The sequence below is a fragment of the Mesorhizobium sp. WSM4815 genome (genome assembly GCF_055811575.1).
The window spans coordinates 171,042-186,310 of record NZ_JBVVQS010000102.1 but is presented as its reverse complement, the minus strand read 5'-3'; the positions used below and the strand labels follow the sequence as shown (position 1 = coordinate 186,310).

The window sequence follows — 15,269 nt, the reverse complement described above, 5'->3', positions numbered from 1 at the left end:
TCCGGCATTCGGGCCGGTCAAATTCATTCGTATGCAAATGATATCAAGCCGGCAGGAATTGTCAAAGCCAGAGTTTCGAGCCGCTATCCGCATCGGCGCGACGGCACGCATTTGTTATGCCGTTGGAGTTGACGCAGCCGGCCATCTGGTCAAGTTTCTGCATCCGTTGCGTCAGCGGCATTTTCGGCGGGTTCGAACACCGGATTCCACGTTTCGGCAGACTTCATGCCTCCGGGACAAACAAGAGGGAGGCTCCATGGCCGACGAAGCGCTTGTCATCATAGACCTGCAGAACGATTTCTGTCCGGGCGGCGCGCTGGCGGTGGCCGGCGGCGACGAGATCGTGCCCCTGGTCAACGACCTGATCCGGCGGACCGAACATGTCGTGCTGACGCAGGACTGGCATCCCGCCGGACATTCGAGTTTTGCCTCCAATCATCCCGGCAAGCAGCCGTTCGAAACGATCGAGATGCCCTACGGCCCGCAGACGCTGTGGCCCGACCACTGCATCCAGGGCAGCCTGGGTTCGGATTTCCATTCGGGCCTTGCCTGGACCAGGGCCGAACTGGTGATCCGCAAGGGTTTCCGCCCGGAGATCGACAGCTATTCGGCTTTCTTCGAGAACGACCATGCGACGCCGACCGGCCTTGCCGGCTATCTCAAGGAGCGCGGCATCGACACTGTGACCCTGGTCGGCCTGGCGACCGATTATTGCGTCGCCTTCTCGGCGCTCGACGCGGTCAAGCACGGCTTTCAGACGACAGTGCGGCTCGACGCCTGCCGCGGCATCGATCTCAATGGCTCACTCGAGACTATGCTGAACCGAATGCGCGATGCCGGCGTGACGCTGGCTTGAACATCACCAATCGCATTCGACACAATTCCAGAGGGGGCATTATGCGGTTTGCGGCGGCTTTGACGGCGGGCGCTGTGGTGGCAGTCGCAACCCTGTTTCCGGGAACAGTGCTTGCAGCCGAGGCCCACGAACTGCCGGGCGAAACAATGTCGCTGTGGTGGGCGCTGCCCTTTGCCGGCCTGCTTCTGTCGATCGCCACCGGGCCGTTGCTCTTCCACCATGTCTGGGAGCATCACTACGGCAAGATCACCTTGTTCTGGGCGGCGCTTGCGGTCGTGCCGCTGGCGCTGGCGTTCGGCATGGCTTCGGCAGCAGAGGCGGTGCTGCATGCGCTGCTCACCGAATACATGTCGTTCATCATTCTTCTGTTTGCGCTGTTCACCATTTCGGGCGGCATCCTCGTCGCCGGCAACATCCACGGCACGCCGCTGGTGAATGCCGGACTGCTGCTGATCGGGGCGATGCTCGCCTCGGTCATCGGCACGACCGGCGCCTCGATGATCCTGATCAGGCCGATCCTGCGCGCCAACGACAACCGGCCGTTCAACGCCCATGTCGTCATCTTCTTCATTTTCCTGGTGTCCAACATCGGCGGCTCGCTGACGCCGCTCGGTGATCCGCCGCTGTTCGTCGGCTTCCTGCGCGGCGTCGATTTCTTCTGGACCGCTGTCAATCTCTATCAGGAGACATTGTTCGTCGGCGGCCTGGTGCTGGCCGTCTTCCTGGCCATGGACATCATCCTGCATCACCGCGAGGCCGGCGCACCGAAAATCAAGGATCCGACACCGGACACCAAGGTGCGCATCCGAGGCCTGGCCAACCTCCCGCTGCTGGCCGGGGTGATCGGCGCGATCCTGCTTTCCGCGACCTGGAAGCCGGGCGTGGCGTTCTCCGTCCAGGGCGTGAGCCTTGAATTGCAGAACCTTGTGCGCGACGCCATCATCCTGGCCCTCGCCTTGCTTTCGCTCGCTGTCTCAAGCAAGAGCCACAGGCGGGCGAACAACTTCCACTGGGAGCCGATATCCGAGGTGGCAAAACTGTTCGCCGGCATCTTCATCTGCATCGTTCCGGTCATCGCCATTCTCAGGGTCGGTGCCGACGGCGCGCTGGCGCCGCTGGTCTCGCTGGTCAGTTCGCCAACGGGCGAGCCCAACGACCTGGCCTATTTCTGGATGACCGGAGCGCTGTCTTCCTTCCTCGACAATGCGCCGACCTATCTGGTGTTCTTTGAGCTCGCCGGCGGCGATCCGCAGCATCTGATGACCACCTTCGCCTCGACGCTGGCGGCGATCTCGGCCGGCGCGGTGTTCATGGGCGCCAACACCTATATCGGCAATGCGCCGAATTTCATGGTTTACGCCATTGCCAGGCATCGCGGCGTAAAAATGCCGGGCTTCTTCGGCTACATGGCATGGTCGGGCGCGGTGCTGATCCCGATTTTTTTGATCGCGGGTTTCCTGTTCTTTCGCTGATCAGCCGACGCCGACATAGCGGCGGACCGCCGACGGATCGGCGCGGAGTTCCTCGACATCGACGGTCTCGCGGTTGCGGCCGTTTTCGATGAACGAGACCCGGTCGGCGACGGACAGCACAGCATCGACGCGCTGCTCGACCAGGATCGTCGAGACGCCTGATACACGCAGCTTCGCTACCGTCTCGCGGATTTTTGCGATCATCGACGGCATCAGCCCTTCGGTCGGCTCGTCGAGCAGAAGCACCTGCGGCTCGAGACACAGGGCCCGAGCCATGGCCAGCATCTGCTGCTCGCCGCCCGACAGCGTGCCGGAGCGTTGTCTCAGCCGCTGGCGCAGCAGCGGGAAGAGGTCGAGCACGTTTTCGCGCGTCGCCTTGCCCTTGCCGCGGGCCATCAGGCCGATCTCGATGTTTTCGGCCACCGTCATCTCGGCAAACAGCCGCCGGCCCTGCGGCACATAGGCGACGCCGGCCTTCGGCACGTCATGCGCCGGCAGGCCGGTCAATTCCCTGCCGTCGAGCCTGATCGAGCCGGCGCGTGTGGGAACGAGGCCCATGATCGCCTTCAGCGTCGTCGTCTTGCCGGCGCCGTTGCGGCCGAACAGGCAAAGCACCTCGCCCTTGTTCAGCACGAGGTCGAGGCCGTAGAGGACCTGGACCTCGCCGTATAAGCAGTCGAGCCCGGAGATGGTCAGTGCTTCAGCCCGTGGTTGCGTCATGGGGTCGTCCCCAAATAGGCGTCCTGCACTTGCGTATTGGCGCGGACCTGCTCGGGCGTGCCTTCGGCCAGGATCTTGCCGGCGTTGAAGACGGTGATGCGGTCGGCAAGCTGCATGACCACCGGCATGTTGTGCTCGATCAGCAGCACGGTGGCGCTTTTGGCGATCTCGCGCACCAGCCCGATGAAATTGTCGATCTCGCTGTCGGCCAGCCCCTGCGTCGGCTCGTCGAGGATCAGCAGGCGCGGTTTCAGCGCCAGCCCCATCGCCACTTCGAGCAGGCGCTGATGGCCATAGGACAATTGCCCGGCCGGCATATGGGCGCGGTCGGCAAGGCCGGTGCGCTCCAGCGCCGCCATGACGCCGGCATGCACAGCACCTTTCGAGCGGCCGTCGGTCAGCGTGCGCTGCACCGGCAGCGCGACATTGTCGTAGCCGGTGAGGTTGGCGAAGACGCTGGTGATCTGGAAGGTGTAGGCGATGCCAAGGCGGACCCTGGCGTAGGCCGGCAGGTTGGTAATGTCGGCGCCGTCGAAGACGATCATGCCCGATGACGGCTGGATGCGGCCGCTGATCAGGCTGACGAAGGTGGTCTTGCCGGCGCCATTGGGGCCGATGACGGCGCGGATCTCGCCCGGCATGAGGGCGAAATCGACACCATCGACAGCGCGCAGGCCGCCGAAATTGCGGGACAGGCCTTTGGTCGTCAGCAGCGGCATCATGGCAGCCATGCGAGCCAGCGCTGGCGGATGGTGCCGAGAACGCCCCTGGGAAAGAACAGCACCAGCGCGATGAGAGCGATGCCGACGATCAGCAGATAGGCCGAGGTGTAGCCGCTGGTGACGTCGACGACATAGTACATGAACAGAGTGCCGATCAGCGGACCGAGCGTGGTCGCAGCACCGCCGAGCAGCACCCAGAGCAACGGCAGGATGGAATATTGCACCGAGGCGAAGGTCGAGCCGACATAACCGAACAGCAGCGCGTAGGCGGCGCCCGATGCCGCGCAGATGGTGCCGGAGACGACGACCGCGGCAAGCTTGTTGGAAAAAATGTCGTAGCCAAGCATTTTGGTCCGCTCCTCGTTTTCGCGGATGGCGACCAGCACACGGCCATACCTGGAGCGGACTATGCCGAGCGTCACCAGCAGCACGATCGAGAACAGGACCAGCGCGCTCATGTAGCGCACGGTCGGATTGGTGAGGCCGAGCGAGGTGTCGCCCAAAACAAGCACACGCGCCGACTGCGGCACCACCAGGCCCTGATCGCCGCCGGTCCAGGCCGCGAGATAGAGGATTATCAGATAGAACACCTGCGCGAACATCATGGTGACGATCATGAAGGCGACACCGGAAGTGCGCAGCGCCAGCAGCCCGATCACCAGCGCGAGAAGCGCGCCGCAGGCAAGGCCGACGGCGAACGCGGCCGGCACACTCCAGCCGAGGTGGATGACGGCAAGGCCTGCGCCATAGAGCCCAGCCGAAAAGAACATGGCGTGGCCGAGGCTGAGCAACCCGACATAGCCGAACAGCAGGTTGTAGCCCATGGCGAAAACCGCCAGCACCATGATGCGGGCGAGCAGCCCGTGGTGATATTCCGGCAGGACGAAGCTTAGGGCGAACAGCAGGACGATGACGCCCAGATGCAACGCATAGGCCTTTGACGGTGAAGCCTCCTTCATCGCGATGCCGTCCCGAACAGGCCTTGCGGCCGGAACACCAGCACCATGGCCACCAGCAGCGTGGCGATGATCTTGGCCAGCGTCGGCGAGAAGAACACCGAGACGATGCCGTCCGACAGGCCGATGAGCACGGCGGCGACGACGGTGCCGCGCAGCGAGCCGAGGCCGCCGATGATGACGACGATGAAGGACAGCAGCAGCGGGTCCTGTCCCATCAGGTAATGCGCCTGGCTGATCGGCACGATCAGCACCGCGGCCACCGCCGCCAGCATGGCGCCGAGCGCGAAGACGCCGGCATAGACGCGGTCGACCGGAATGCCAAAGGCCTGCGCCGTTTCGCTGTCATATTGCGTGGCGCGCATGACGAGGCCGATTCTCGTACGCGTCAGCACGAACCAGGTCGCCACCAGCAGAAGCGCGGATGCGGCGATGATCGACAGCTTGTAGCCGGAGTAGCCGAACCACGGCAAAAGGATGCGGTAGCTGAAGGGCGGCTCCACTGGCCGTGCCTCCGGACCATAAAAGGTCAGCGCCAGTTGCTGGATGATGTAGAGCATGCCGATGGTGGCGACGATGGTGGCTTCCGGATTGTAATTCAGCCGGCGCAGCACCAGCCGTTCGGAGACCAGCGCGATCAGGCCGACGATCAGCGGCGCCAGCACCAGGGCTGCGAGGAAGCCGAGCGCCGGATGGCCTGATATCGCCGTGGAGATCGCCCAGGCAAGCACCGCGCCGAGCATGAAGAACTCGCCATGGGCGACATTGACGACGCGCATGACGCCGAACACCAGCGACAGGCCAAGCGCCGTCAGCGCCAGCACGGCGGAGGTGACGAGGCCTTCGAGGGCGGCGAGAAGAAGATGAGGTCCGAAGTGCATCGGCTATACGCTGGCGGGGTGCAAGCTCACAGCGCCTGCGTCGTGTAATCCCCTTCCGGCTCGTAGAGGCCGTCCTCGATCTTGGTCTTGTGGACGACGTTCAGCCGGCCGCCTTCGACCTTGGAGATGTTCTGGATGCCAAAACACTGGTGGATCTTGCCGTTGAAGGTCTTCGGCCCTTGCGGATGCTCGGGGCCCTCGGCGAACTCGGTCAAGGCCTCGGTCGCCTCGACCAGCTTGGCACGGTCTTCCGGGCCCTTGTAGCCGGCATCCTCCATCGCCTTCTTGACGACATAGAGCGTTTCCCAGCAGCCGAACATGTGCGCGGCGGTGGAGACGTCCTTCGGATCGCCGACGGCAGCGCCATTGTCGTCGATGCCGACGGCGGCGCGATAGGCCTTCTGCGCGGCGGAATCATCTGGCTGCGCGTAGCGCGGCGAGCCTTCCCAGAAATGGCTGCCGTCGAGGAATTCGAGGCCGGGGCTGTTGATGTCGGTGGCTTCGAGCGAATCGATGAAGCCGAACAGCTGCGGCCGGCTGGAGCCGTAGAATTCGCCGAGTTCCTTGACGAAGGTGAGCACCGCCGGCCCGACCATGACGTGGTAGATCACCTCGGTCTCGGCCGGGATCTGCGGAAAGTATTTGGTGAAGGACGATTCCGTCGGCGGGATGGCGATCTGGGCGATGACATCGGCGCCCTGCGCCTTCAGCGCCGGCGGCAGGTAGTCGCGATGGTCGTAGCCGAAGGCGAAATCGGGGAAAATCTGCGTCACCTTCTTGCCGGCATTCGCCGCGATCCACGGCGCCATCGCCTGGATCTGGCTCTTCACGTCGGTGATGCCGGGCTGGAAGACGTAGCGGTTGAGCTTGGTCGAGGCGACGTGGTGGCCTTCGCTGACGACAAAATAGGGCATCTTGGCCTCGCCGGCGGCGGGCGCCGAGCCGATGACGACATGCGAAAACAGCGTGCCGTAGATGATGTCAGTCTTGTGCTGGGTGGCGAACTTGCCGACCACTTCGGCGCCGCGGCCGGGATCGGTGCCGTCATCCTCTATGATCACCTCGACCGGCCGGCCGTTGATGCCGCCGGCTTCGTTGATCGCCTTGACCGCGGCTGCGGTGGTCCGCTCGTACCAGCGGCCATAGGCGGCGCCGATGCCGGTGCGATGGCACTGGAAGCCGATCTTTATCGGCGCCGAGCTTTGCGCCTGGCTGTAGCGCACGAACCCAGGCGCGACGGCAAGGCCGGCGCCCGCGGCCAACCCCTTGAGCGCGGTGCGGCGGGTAAAACCGGTCTTGGAGAGATCGAAAAACCCATTCTTGTCAGTCACGGCAGTTCCCCTTGTTTTTTGAGTTTTGACCAATGGCTGTAGCGACGCGGGCCACTCTCGGTAAGAGCGCCGAAATTGCATGTGTACAAACTAAATCATCAAAGCTCTGACGTGGCAAGCGAGCTTTCCCCCGGGGACTCATCGACGTCATCGAAGCCGGAGTTTTGTCTCACCCGACCGAAGGCGTGGCAAGCAACCACAGGCCGAAGACCGTATAGGCGATCATCAGCACGGTGAGCGGAAACTGGCTGAGCGCGGCGCCAGCGGGACGCGGGTGCAATCGCCAGGCGAGGCCATGCGCGACGAGCACGGCGAGCATGTGGCCGATGATGATGACGCCGGCCTGGATATTCCACAGCCACCATGCCGAGCCGGCGCCGGCAGCGACGCCGGCTTCGATCTGCATGTCGGCGATGCCGAACAGGTTCCAGCCCAGCCCAAATGGGTCGGAAAGCGCAGCCACCGCATATTGGCTGTCGACGAGCAGCGCCGTCAGATAGTGCGCAACGTGATAGGCGAGCGCGATCGGCACGATCGACCAGACCAGCAGCCCTGCGGCCTGACCGAGGGAATGCGGGCTGCCGGCAAGATGCTGGCCAAGGACAATGGCAATGATGAACGCGGCTGCAAGCAAGACGAACGTCAGCACGAGCCCGAAGCTGCCGATGCCGATCACCGCCGTGCGGCCCGGGACTTCCAGCGGATTGATGCCGAACAGGCCGAGCCAGAAGAAGGTTTTGGACAGGCCGTCGAAGGACACCGACGACAGCGCAAGCAGCAGGAAAGCGATGCCGCTGAGCGACAGCGGCGCGGCATTGCTGAGCTTGGCGCCCGGCCAGCACAGACTGAGCCGACCGCCTTCCTTGCGCTCGACTTCATTGCGCCCGCCTTCATTGCGCTTGCCTTCGTCGCGCTCAAGCAGGGCGAAGCGCGCAACCATGGCGAGGAAGACGGTCAGGAACTCACCGCGCCGGGTCCAGTCGCGGTAGCCGAACACCAGCATGGCGGCAAAACTCAGCAGCCAATAAAGGCCGGCGGCCCAGGCGAGCCGCGCCGGGTCGTCGGGCGCCGGGTCGATCAACTCGAACCAGGCGAAGGCGAAGAACAGCGCGAAAGCCGGCCAGCAGCCGAGCCACGCAGGCGGTCGCCATGTCTTGCGATTGACGACCTTGCGATTGCCGAACAGGCGCGAAATGACACGGCAGGGCCCGTACCACGGGTTGAGCCATGACCAGAGATTGCCGAACAGCCCCTGAAGTAAAACCAGGCCAACCCAGAGCAGCGTCCAGATCGCCAGCGGCAGCGGGTTGGAGAGCGGATCACGGCTGCCGAACAGGCCGGCCGCAATCAGAATTACAAAGCCGGCAAAGGATATCAAGCTGACGACCGCCCGCGCGCCGTCGCCGAATGCGAACAGCGGCAGGCGCCGCCGCCAGAAGCGGGCAGGAAAGTCTGAGGGCAGCAGCGCCAGGACAAGAAAACTGGCTGCGACCGCGAACGCGCCGCCGGCGACGTAGTAGCCGGTGGGCAGAAGCAGGACGTGGCCGCGATCGGAGGCATGGGCGAAGGCGGAGGTGGGTGGAAGGGTAAGTGCGAGGACCAGAAGGAGCCAGCGGAGCAATTGAGCTACCTGGCTTTGGCAGCGCTCTACGGCGCCCCCCTCTGTCCTGCCGGACATCTCCCCCACTTGGGGGGAGATCGGCAGTTTCGCCGCCGGCTTTCCCTTAGCAACTTTGGTGATTGGCGAAAGCGGCAATGACGGCGCAATCTCCCCCCAAGTGGGGGAGATGTCCGGCAGGACAGAGGGGGGCGCGACGGAACTCATCCTATCCCAAGAGTTCCCTCACCCTTACACCTTGACCAGCTGCTCCACGCGGTCTTTCTCGCCGAATATGCGCAAATAGCGCTCGATCTCTTTTTCGTCGCCGGTGGCCTTGGCGGGATTGTCGGAGAGCTTGACCGCCGGGTGGCCATTGGCCTCGGTGACTTTGCAGACAAGCGAGATGGCGTCGAGCCGGTTGGTTTTGGTCGGCGCGCAGCCCTCGAAATCATTGGTCAGGTTGGTGCCCCAGCCGAAGGACATGCGCACCTTGCCGTGGAAATGGCGGTAGGTTTCCTCGATGGTCTCGACCTCGAGCCCGTCGGAGAAAATCAGAAGCTTCTGTCTGGGGTCCTTGCCCTTTCCGCGCCACCAGGAAAGTATCTTTTCGCCGCCTTCGATCGGCGGCGCGCTGTCGGGGCGAAAACCGGTCCAGTCGGCGATCCAGTCCGGCGCGTCACGCAGGAACGCCGCGGTGCCGAAGGTGTCCGGCAGCACGATCAGCAGATTGCCGCCATAGTAGCGCTGCCAGTCCTGCAGCACCTTGTAGGGCGACTGCTTCATTTCCTTTTCCGAATTGGCGAGCGCGGCGAACACCATCGGCAGTTCATGCGCGTTGGTGCCGAGCGCCTCGAGGTCGTTGTCCATGGCCAAAAGCACGTTGGAGGTGCCGGTGAAAGCCTCGCCGATGCCTTCCTTCAGCGCTTCGACGCACCAGCGCTGCCACAGGAAGGAATGGCGGCGGCGGGTGCCGAAATCCGAAATGCGGATATCCGGCAGCGCTTTCAGCCGCTCGGTTTTGGCCCACATCTTGGCCTTGGCGCGGGCATAGAGCACGTCGAGCGCAAACGGCCCGAACGCCCGCATGGCGGCGCGAGATCGAAGTTCATTGATAATTGCCAGCGCCGGGATCTCCCACAGCGTCGTGTACATCCACGGACCGCTGAAAGTGAGCTCGTACTGGCCATCGCACTTGGAAAGCGCGTATTCCGGCAACTGGAAATTCTCGAGCCAGGCGAGGAATTCCGGTTCAAATATCTGCTTGCGGCCATAGAAGGTGTTGCCGCCAAGCCAGATCATCTCTTTCTTGGAGAAGCGCAAGGTGCGGGCATGGTCGAGCTGATCGCGCAATTCTGCCTCGTCGATCTCCTCGGCAAGGCGAACCGAGGTGGTGCGGTTGATCAGCGAGAAGGTGGTGTCGATCTTGGGATACATGCCCCAGATCATCTGCAGCATCAGCAGCTTGTAGAAATCGGTGTCGAGCAGGCTGCGGACAATGGGGTCGAGCTTCCAGGTGTGGTTGTAGACGCGCCGCGCTATATCGGTCTTGGTCATGTCTCGATGCCGCCTTCGCTGCTCGCCCTAGCTTTTCATTTAGCGCTTTTCCCGGGAAAACCGCTGCGCACTATTCCGGGAATTGCTCCAAATGCCTCTTAGCATTGAATTTTTGAATGCGCCTCCCGCTTTGCCGGCTGGCCCGACAAAAAGAAAAGGCTGCGGGAAGCGCGCTGCGTCGGCTGCAGCAACTTCAGGGCGCGCTTTTGGCGCCGATCACCCTCAGCGCCGGACGCTTCCTGCGGATGCCGATGCGGCCCGCCACCGGCGAATCGGCTCGGCCGTCGGCCTGCTCCTTTTCGGCAAACAGCCAGTCGATGAACAGCTGCACGATCGGCGCCGACCTCATCTCGTTGCGGCAGACGACATAGAAATCGTCGACCGCCGGCACCGACAGGCTGAACGGCGCGACCAGCAGTCCCCTGGCAAGCAGTCCGCTTGCTGTCACCGTATCGCCCAGCGCCACGCCATGGCCGTGGACCGCCGCCTCGCTCGCCATGCGCGCGTCGCCGAGATGATGGCGGCGGCCGCGCTCCAGATCCAGCGCGTCGGCGGCGGCCAGCCAGGTGTGCCATTCGCGGCCGTCGTCCCCGTGCAGGAAGACGTGATCGGCGAGATCGCGCACGGTGCGGATCGGACGGTTGTTGATCAGCGTCGGGCTGACCACCGGGAACAGTTCGAGGCCCGACCATTTGCGCATCCAGCAATCGGTCCAGCTGCCATCGCCATAATGCACGCAGATATCGATATGTGGCGCGCGGACGTCCTTGGCATCATTCGACGGGATCAGCGTCAGCCTGATATCGGGATACTGCGAGGTGAAGCTGCCGAGCCGCGGGATCATCCACAGCAGCAGCAGTGCCGGCACGCAGGACACCGACAGGGCGCCGGTGCTCGCCGGCCTTGTCATGCGCTGGGTGGCGGCGGCGATGCCGTCGAAGGCAGTCGACACCGCCGGCAGCAATTCGGCGCCGTGCGGCGTCAGCTTCACCCGCTGACCGGCGCGCTGGAACAGCTTGACGCCCAGCGACTGTTCGAGCGCCTTGATCTGATGGCTGACGGCGCCGTGGGTGACGTTGAGCTCAGCCGCCGCCTTGGTCAGCGAGGCATGGCGCGCCGTCGCCTCGAAGGCCCGCAATGGATTCAGGGGAGGCAGACGCTTGGCCATCGGAGCCTCAAAGGAACACGATCCGCCCGGTTCTGGATAAGACCGTGCTCGACATCAATGTGAGATTTTCTCACAGCAAACACCCTAACAATATCAATTGATTTTTCAATGCAGCTGCAAGACACTTTGGCTCGTACAGCATCAAGACGTGAAATCCGCAGGCAGCCGGCAGGAATGGCGACCGTCATTGATGGCCGCACTGCACCAGCCATGGAGGACCGACATGGGTTATAACAGCGGCAAGCTCGAAGCGTTGCGCCGCAAATATGGCGAAAGCCATGGCGGCGAGATGTTCGACCCAAAATTCCGGCGCGTCGCCGACAAGATTTTTTCCAAGAGCGGCACGCGGCTGGCGCCCTATTCCGGCATCCCGACCTTCCTCAGCGCGCCTTACCGGGAAATAGCCGCCGACAATCCTGATTTCGGCGATCTGCAGGTGGCGATGATCGGCGTGCCGATGGACCTTGGCGTGACCAACCGGCCGGGCGCCCGCTTCGGGCCAAGGGCACTGCGCGCCATCGAGCGCATCGGCCCCTACAACCATGTGCTGGAATGCGCGCCGACACACGAACTGAAGGTGGCTGACATCGGCGACGTGCCGTTCCAGAGCCGCTACCGGCTGGAAACCAGCCATGACGACATCGAGCGCCGGACGAACCAGATCGTCGACGCCGGCGTCATTCCGCTTTCGGTCGGCGGCGATCATTCGATCAGCCATCCGATCCTGAAGGCTGTCGGCAAAAAAGCGCCGGTCGGCATGATCCATATCGACGCCCACTGCGACACCAGCGGCCTGTTCGACATGACCAAGTTCCACCATGGCGGGCCGTTCCGCAACGCGGTGCTCGACGGGGTGCTCGACCCGTCGCGCACCATCCAGATCGGCATCCGCGGATCGGCCGAATATCTGTGGGAGTTCACCTACGAATCCGGCATGACCGTCGTGCATGCCGAAGAGGTGACCGGCCTCGGCATCCCAGCCATCATCGCGAAGGCGCGCAGAATAGTCGGCGATGGCCCGACCTATGTGTCCTTCGACATCGACAGCATCGACCCGGCCTTTGCGCCGGGCACCGGCACGCCGGAAGTAGGCGGGCTGACGACGCGGGAAGTGCTTGAACTTCTGCGCGGCCTCAAAGGGCTCAACATCGTCGGCGGCGACGTCGTCGAGGTGGCGCCGCAATACGACGCAACCACCAACACGGCCCATGCCGGCGCGCAGGTGCTGTTCGAAATCCTCAGCCTGATGGTGTTCAGCCCGGCGATCTCAGGCAAGCGAGCTTAACGCACATCCAAGGCGACCGCCGCGCTGGAGCCGGCGGCCGCATTCAAACAAAACAAGCTTCCAGCAGGGGAACGACAATGACATTTCACATGAAATCATCCATCGCCGCCGTGCTGCTGCTCGCCGGCCTCGGTCTTGCCACCCAGGCCGCCAATGCCGACGCGCTCGACGACATCACTAAGGCCGGCGCGATCAATGTCGGCATTTTCTCCGACTTTCCGCCCTTCTCCTCGGCCAGTGCCGATATGAGCATCAAGGGCTATGACGTCGACGTGGCGCAGTTCATCGCCGACCACCTCAAGGTCAAGCTCAACTTGGTCAGCGTGACCGGGCAGAATCGCATCCCGTATCTTACCGACAAGCGCGTCGATATCCTGATGAGCGTCGGCTACTCCAAGGAGCGCGAGCAGGTGATCGATTTCGCCGCCGCCTACGCGCCCTATTATATCGCCGTCATCGGCCCGGCCGCGCTCAAGGTCGAAGGCAAGGACGATCTCGCCGACAAGTCGATCGCCGTCAACCGCGGCACGCTGGAAGATACGTCGCTGACCGAGGCAGCACCCGCCTCGGCCGACATCCGCCGTTTCGACAACTATAATTCCGTCATCCAGGCCTTCATCTCGGGTCAGACGCAACTGATGGTCGTCGGCAACGATGTCGGCGCCCAGGTGCTCGCCCGCCAGGAGGCACTGAAGCCGGAGCAGAAGTTCCAGCTTCTCACCTCGCCCTCGCATATCGGCCTCAACAAGAACGAGGACCGCCTGAAGCAGGCGGTCAACGACGCGGTCGCCAAGATGCTGGCCGACGGCAAGCTGGACGAAAGCTCGAAAGCCTGGCTCAAAACACCGCTCAATCCCGACAACCTCAAGGATTGATCTCCGAGGTAAGGACCTATCATGGGCTACAGCCTCGACTTCGGCTGGCTTGCCGATGCGACAGGTGCGATCGCGCGCGGGGCGGCCATGACGATCCTTTTGATCGCCGTGACCACGCTGGCAGGAACGTTCCTCAGCATCCTCGGCGCAGCAGGGCGGCGAAACGGCCCCTTGCTGCTCAAGCGGGCAATCGGCGTCTATGTCGAAATTATCAGGAACACGCCGTTCCTTGTGCAGCTGTTCTTCATCTTCTTCGGGTTGCCCAGCATCGGCGTGAGGCTCGATCCGCTGCTGGCCGCCATGCTGGCAATGACGCTCAACATGGCGGCCTACACGATCGAGATCGTCGGCGCCGGGCTCGACGCGGTGCCGCGCGGGCAGACGGAAGCAGCCCTTGCGCTTGGGCTCAGGCTGCGTCAGGTCTTCGTCAAGATCGTGCTGCCGCAAGCGCTCAAGGTGATCTTTCCGGCGCTGACCAGCCAGATCATCATCATGATGCTGGAGTCCGCCGTGGTGTCGCAGATCGCGGTGCGCGAACTGACCTACGAGGCCGACATGCTGCAGGCGCGCACCTTCCGTGCTTTCGAGACCTATTTCGTGGTGACGATGGTCTATCTCGTCCTGTCGATGGGGCTGCGCCGGCTGCTGGTCAGCGGCGGCCGCCGCGCTCTGGGAGCCGGCGTGTCATGATCGAATTCACCTTCTGGGATATCGTCCGCAACCTCCTGCTCGCCGCGCGCTGGACGGCGCTTCTGTCACTGGCGGCCTTCCTCGGCGGCGGCGTGGTCGGCATGGTCGTGCTGTTCTTCCGGATCGCCAAGAATAAATGGGCGCGACGGCTTGCGTCGGGCTACATCGCGCTTTTCCAGGGAACGCCGCTGCTCATGCAGCTCTTCCTGATGTTCTTCGGCCTGCCGATGCTGGGCTTGCGCATCGAACCGTGGACCGCCGCAGCACTTGGCCTGACCTTCTTCGCCAGCGCCTATCTCGCCGAGATCTGGCGCAGCGGCGTCGATGCGTTGCCGCGCGGCCAGTGGGACGCCGGCGCCAGCCTCGGCCTTCACTATCTGCAGGAACTCAGGCTGATCATCCTGCCGCAGGCGTTTTCGATCACCCGCGCCCCGACCGTCGGTTTCCTGGTGCAGCTGATCAAGTCGACCGCGCTGACCTCGATCATCGGTTTCGAGGAACTGGTCAGGACATCCAACGCCATCAACAATGCGACCTTCGAGCCGTTCACCGTCTATGGGCTGGTCGCCTTGATCTTCTTCGTCATGTGCTTCCCGCTGACGCAATATGCCCGTTCGCTTGAACGACGGGCGACTTCAAACTAGCTAGCAAGCCGCCTCTGCGCTTGGCGTTCCAACACCTTCTTCGCTTCTTCGGAGCTATCTCCTTGTTGGAAGAAGAGTTCTGTGTACTCTCACAATGCTTATCAAGGGCTTGGGGATGAGAATTGCAATGTTCGTCGCGTTGGCCGCGACAGTAGCCGGGTGCGCGACCTCTCCGGTCGACTATGGAGCGTCGCTTTCGAAGCAAGACCGGAAATGGGCGTCGCCGGAATGCCAGCAAGCCCGCATGGAGGCTTCGGACTACGACGCTCGCGAAAAAAAGCAGCCGGGCTGGGGAACCGGCGTCTTTCTTGGCCCGTACGGATTAGGGCTCGCAGCAGCCATCAAGGAGCACCAGCAGAAGCAACGAAAATTGTTCGCCCGCGCGGTGCACTTGGGGTGCTCAAGCCTTCCACTGCCAAAGGAGTTGCAAAGCGACTTAAGCCCACAGGCCGCAATCGCAAATCGGACGAGATATCCATAGACGTCACGACCCCGTCCTGCTTCGTGACGAAGCC

Annotated in this window: 15 protein-coding genes; 7 read left to right on the top strand and 8 right to left on the bottom strand. The window is 63.2% G+C overall.

All coding sequences use genetic code 11. From position 1 onward, the window contains the following. Window positions 1-256 precede the first annotated feature (256 nt). Entirely contained in the window at window positions 257-856 is a 600-nt protein-coding gene (pncA, locus tag AC0L2B_RS29645; RefSeq protein WP_473747911.1) for a bifunctional nicotinamidase/pyrazinamidase, read from the top strand. A 41-nt stretch (window positions 857-897) separates the two neighbouring features. Further along, window positions 898-2,328 carry a sodium:proton antiporter gene (locus tag AC0L2B_RS29640; RefSeq protein ID WP_473747910.1) on the top strand — a complete coding sequence of 477 codons (1,431 nt, stop codon included), beginning with the start codon at window positions 898-900 and terminating at the stop codon, window positions 2,326-2,328. Here the strand turns inward: AC0L2B_RS29640 and AC0L2B_RS29635 are convergent, their stop codons facing one another. From AC0L2B_RS29635 to gcvA, 8 genes are all read right to left on the bottom strand, one after another. Continuing rightward, window positions 2,329-3,048, bottom strand: coding sequence for an ABC transporter ATP-binding protein (locus AC0L2B_RS29635; RefSeq protein ID WP_473747909.1), 720 nt, complete (start codon window positions 3,046-3,048; stop codon window positions 2,329-2,331). It abuts the gene before it with no gap. Then, window positions 3,045-3,770 carry an ABC transporter ATP-binding protein gene (locus AC0L2B_RS29630; RefSeq protein WP_473748258.1) on the bottom strand — a complete coding sequence of 242 codons (726 nt, stop codon included), beginning with the start codon at window positions 3,768-3,770 and terminating at the stop codon, window positions 3,045-3,047. The genes AC0L2B_RS29635 and AC0L2B_RS29630 overlap by 4 nt, the downstream gene beginning before the upstream one ends. Next, window positions 3,767-4,729: a branched-chain amino acid ABC transporter permease gene (locus AC0L2B_RS29625; protein WP_473747908.1), complete on the bottom strand. Its 963-nt coding sequence runs from the start codon at window positions 4,727-4,729 to the stop codon at window positions 3,767-3,769. The genes AC0L2B_RS29630 and AC0L2B_RS29625 overlap by 4 nt, the downstream gene beginning before the upstream one ends. Next, window positions 4,726-5,607 (bottom strand): branched-chain amino acid ABC transporter permease, encoded by an 882-nt coding sequence (locus tag AC0L2B_RS29620; RefSeq protein ID WP_473607951.1) that lies wholly within the window; start codon window positions 5,605-5,607, stop codon window positions 4,726-4,728. The genes AC0L2B_RS29625 and AC0L2B_RS29620 overlap by 4 nt, the downstream gene beginning before the upstream one ends. 26 nt (window positions 5,608-5,633) lie before the next feature. Next, entirely contained in the window at window positions 5,634-6,938 is a 1,305-nt protein-coding gene (locus AC0L2B_RS29615) for an ABC transporter substrate-binding protein (protein WP_473747907.1), read from the bottom strand. A 169-nt stretch (window positions 6,939-7,107) separates the two neighbouring features. Beyond that, the gene (locus tag AC0L2B_RS29610; RefSeq protein WP_473747906.1) at window positions 7,108-8,616 is read right to left on the bottom strand and encodes a hypothetical protein; all 1,509 of its coding nucleotides are present in this window, start codon (window positions 8,614-8,616) and stop codon (window positions 7,108-7,110) included. A 171-nt stretch (window positions 8,617-8,787) separates the two neighbouring features. Further along, entirely contained in the window at window positions 8,788-10,092 is a 1,305-nt protein-coding gene (pncB, locus tag AC0L2B_RS29605; protein ID WP_473747904.1) for a nicotinate phosphoribosyltransferase, read from the bottom strand. A 193-nt stretch (window positions 10,093-10,285) separates the two neighbouring features. Next, complete coding sequence (gene gcvA, locus AC0L2B_RS29600; protein ID WP_473747903.1) at window positions 10,286-11,260, bottom strand: transcriptional regulator GcvA; 975 nt, start codon at window positions 11,258-11,260, stop codon at window positions 10,286-10,288. A gap of 223 nt (window positions 11,261-11,483) precedes the next feature. Here gcvA and speB point away from each other — a divergent pair, with 223 nt between their 5' ends. The 5 genes from speB (at window position 11,484) to AC0L2B_RS29575 (ending at window position 15,235) form a co-directional block, all read left to right on the top strand. Continuing rightward, window positions 11,484-12,545 (top strand): agmatinase, encoded by a 1,062-nt coding sequence (gene speB / locus AC0L2B_RS29595; RefSeq protein WP_473495073.1) that lies wholly within the window; start codon window positions 11,484-11,486, stop codon window positions 12,543-12,545. A gap of 77 nt (window positions 12,546-12,622) precedes the next feature. Then, window positions 12,623-13,420 (top strand): transporter substrate-binding domain-containing protein, encoded by a 798-nt coding sequence (locus tag AC0L2B_RS29590; protein WP_473747901.1) that lies wholly within the window; start codon window positions 12,623-12,625, stop codon window positions 13,418-13,420. A gap of 21 nt (window positions 13,421-13,441) precedes the next feature. Further along, window positions 13,442-14,110, top strand: a complete 669-nt coding sequence (locus AC0L2B_RS29585) for an amino acid ABC transporter permease (protein WP_023801531.1) — start codon at window positions 13,442-13,444, stop codon at window positions 14,108-14,110. Beyond that, a complete protein-coding gene (locus tag AC0L2B_RS29580) occupies window positions 14,107-14,754 on the top strand; it encodes an amino acid ABC transporter permease (RefSeq protein WP_473747900.1) in 648 nt (215 codons plus the stop codon). The genes AC0L2B_RS29585 and AC0L2B_RS29580 overlap by 4 nt, the downstream gene beginning before the upstream one ends. 115 nt (window positions 14,755-14,869) lie before the next feature. Further along, window positions 14,870-15,235: a hypothetical protein gene (locus AC0L2B_RS29575; protein ID WP_473747899.1), complete on the top strand. Its 366-nt coding sequence runs from the start codon at window positions 14,870-14,872 to the stop codon at window positions 15,233-15,235. The last annotated feature ends 34 nt before the right edge of the window (window positions 15,236-15,269 follow it).

Coding starts and splice junctions, on each gene's coding strand:
- pncA (WP_473747911.1), top strand. CDS start 257: ATGGCCGACGAAGCGCTTGTCATCATAGACCTGCAGAACGATTTCTGT.
- AC0L2B_RS29640 (WP_473747910.1), top strand. CDS start 898: ATGCGGTTTGCGGCGGCTTTGACGGCGGGCGCTGTGGTGGCAGTCGCA.
- AC0L2B_RS29635 (WP_473747909.1), bottom strand. CDS start 3,048: ATGACGCAACCACGGGCTGAAGCACTGACCATCTCCGGGCTCGACTGC.
- AC0L2B_RS29630 (WP_473748258.1), bottom strand. CDS start 3,770: ATGATGCCGCTGCTGACGACCAAAGGCCTGTCCCGCAATTTCGGCGGC.
- AC0L2B_RS29625 (WP_473747908.1), bottom strand. CDS start 4,729: ATGAAGGAGGCTTCACCGTCAAAGGCCTATGCGTTGCATCTGGGCGTC.
- AC0L2B_RS29620 (WP_473607951.1), bottom strand. CDS start 5,607: ATGCACTTCGGACCTCATCTTCTTCTCGCCGCCCTCGAAGGCCTCGTC.
- AC0L2B_RS29610 (WP_473747906.1), bottom strand. CDS start 8,616: ATGTCCGGCAGGACAGAGGGGGGCGCCGTAGAGCGCTGCCAAAGCCAG.
- pncB (WP_473747904.1), bottom strand. CDS start 10,092: ATGACCAAGACCGATATAGCGCGGCGCGTCTACAACCACACCTGGAAG.
- gcvA (WP_473747903.1), bottom strand. CDS start 11,260: ATGGCCAAGCGTCTGCCTCCCCTGAATCCATTGCGGGCCTTCGAGGCG.
- speB (WP_473495073.1), top strand. CDS start 11,484: ATGGGTTATAACAGCGGCAAGCTCGAAGCGTTGCGCCGCAAATATGGC.
- AC0L2B_RS29590 (WP_473747901.1), top strand. CDS start 12,623: ATGACATTTCACATGAAATCATCCATCGCCGCCGTGCTGCTGCTCGCC.
- AC0L2B_RS29585 (WP_023801531.1), top strand. CDS start 13,442: ATGGGCTACAGCCTCGACTTCGGCTGGCTTGCCGATGCGACAGGTGCG.
- AC0L2B_RS29580 (WP_473747900.1), top strand. CDS start 14,107: ATGATCGAATTCACCTTCTGGGATATCGTCCGCAACCTCCTGCTCGCC.
- AC0L2B_RS29575 (WP_473747899.1), top strand. CDS start 14,870: ATGAGAATTGCAATGTTCGTCGCGTTGGCCGCGACAGTAGCCGGGTGC.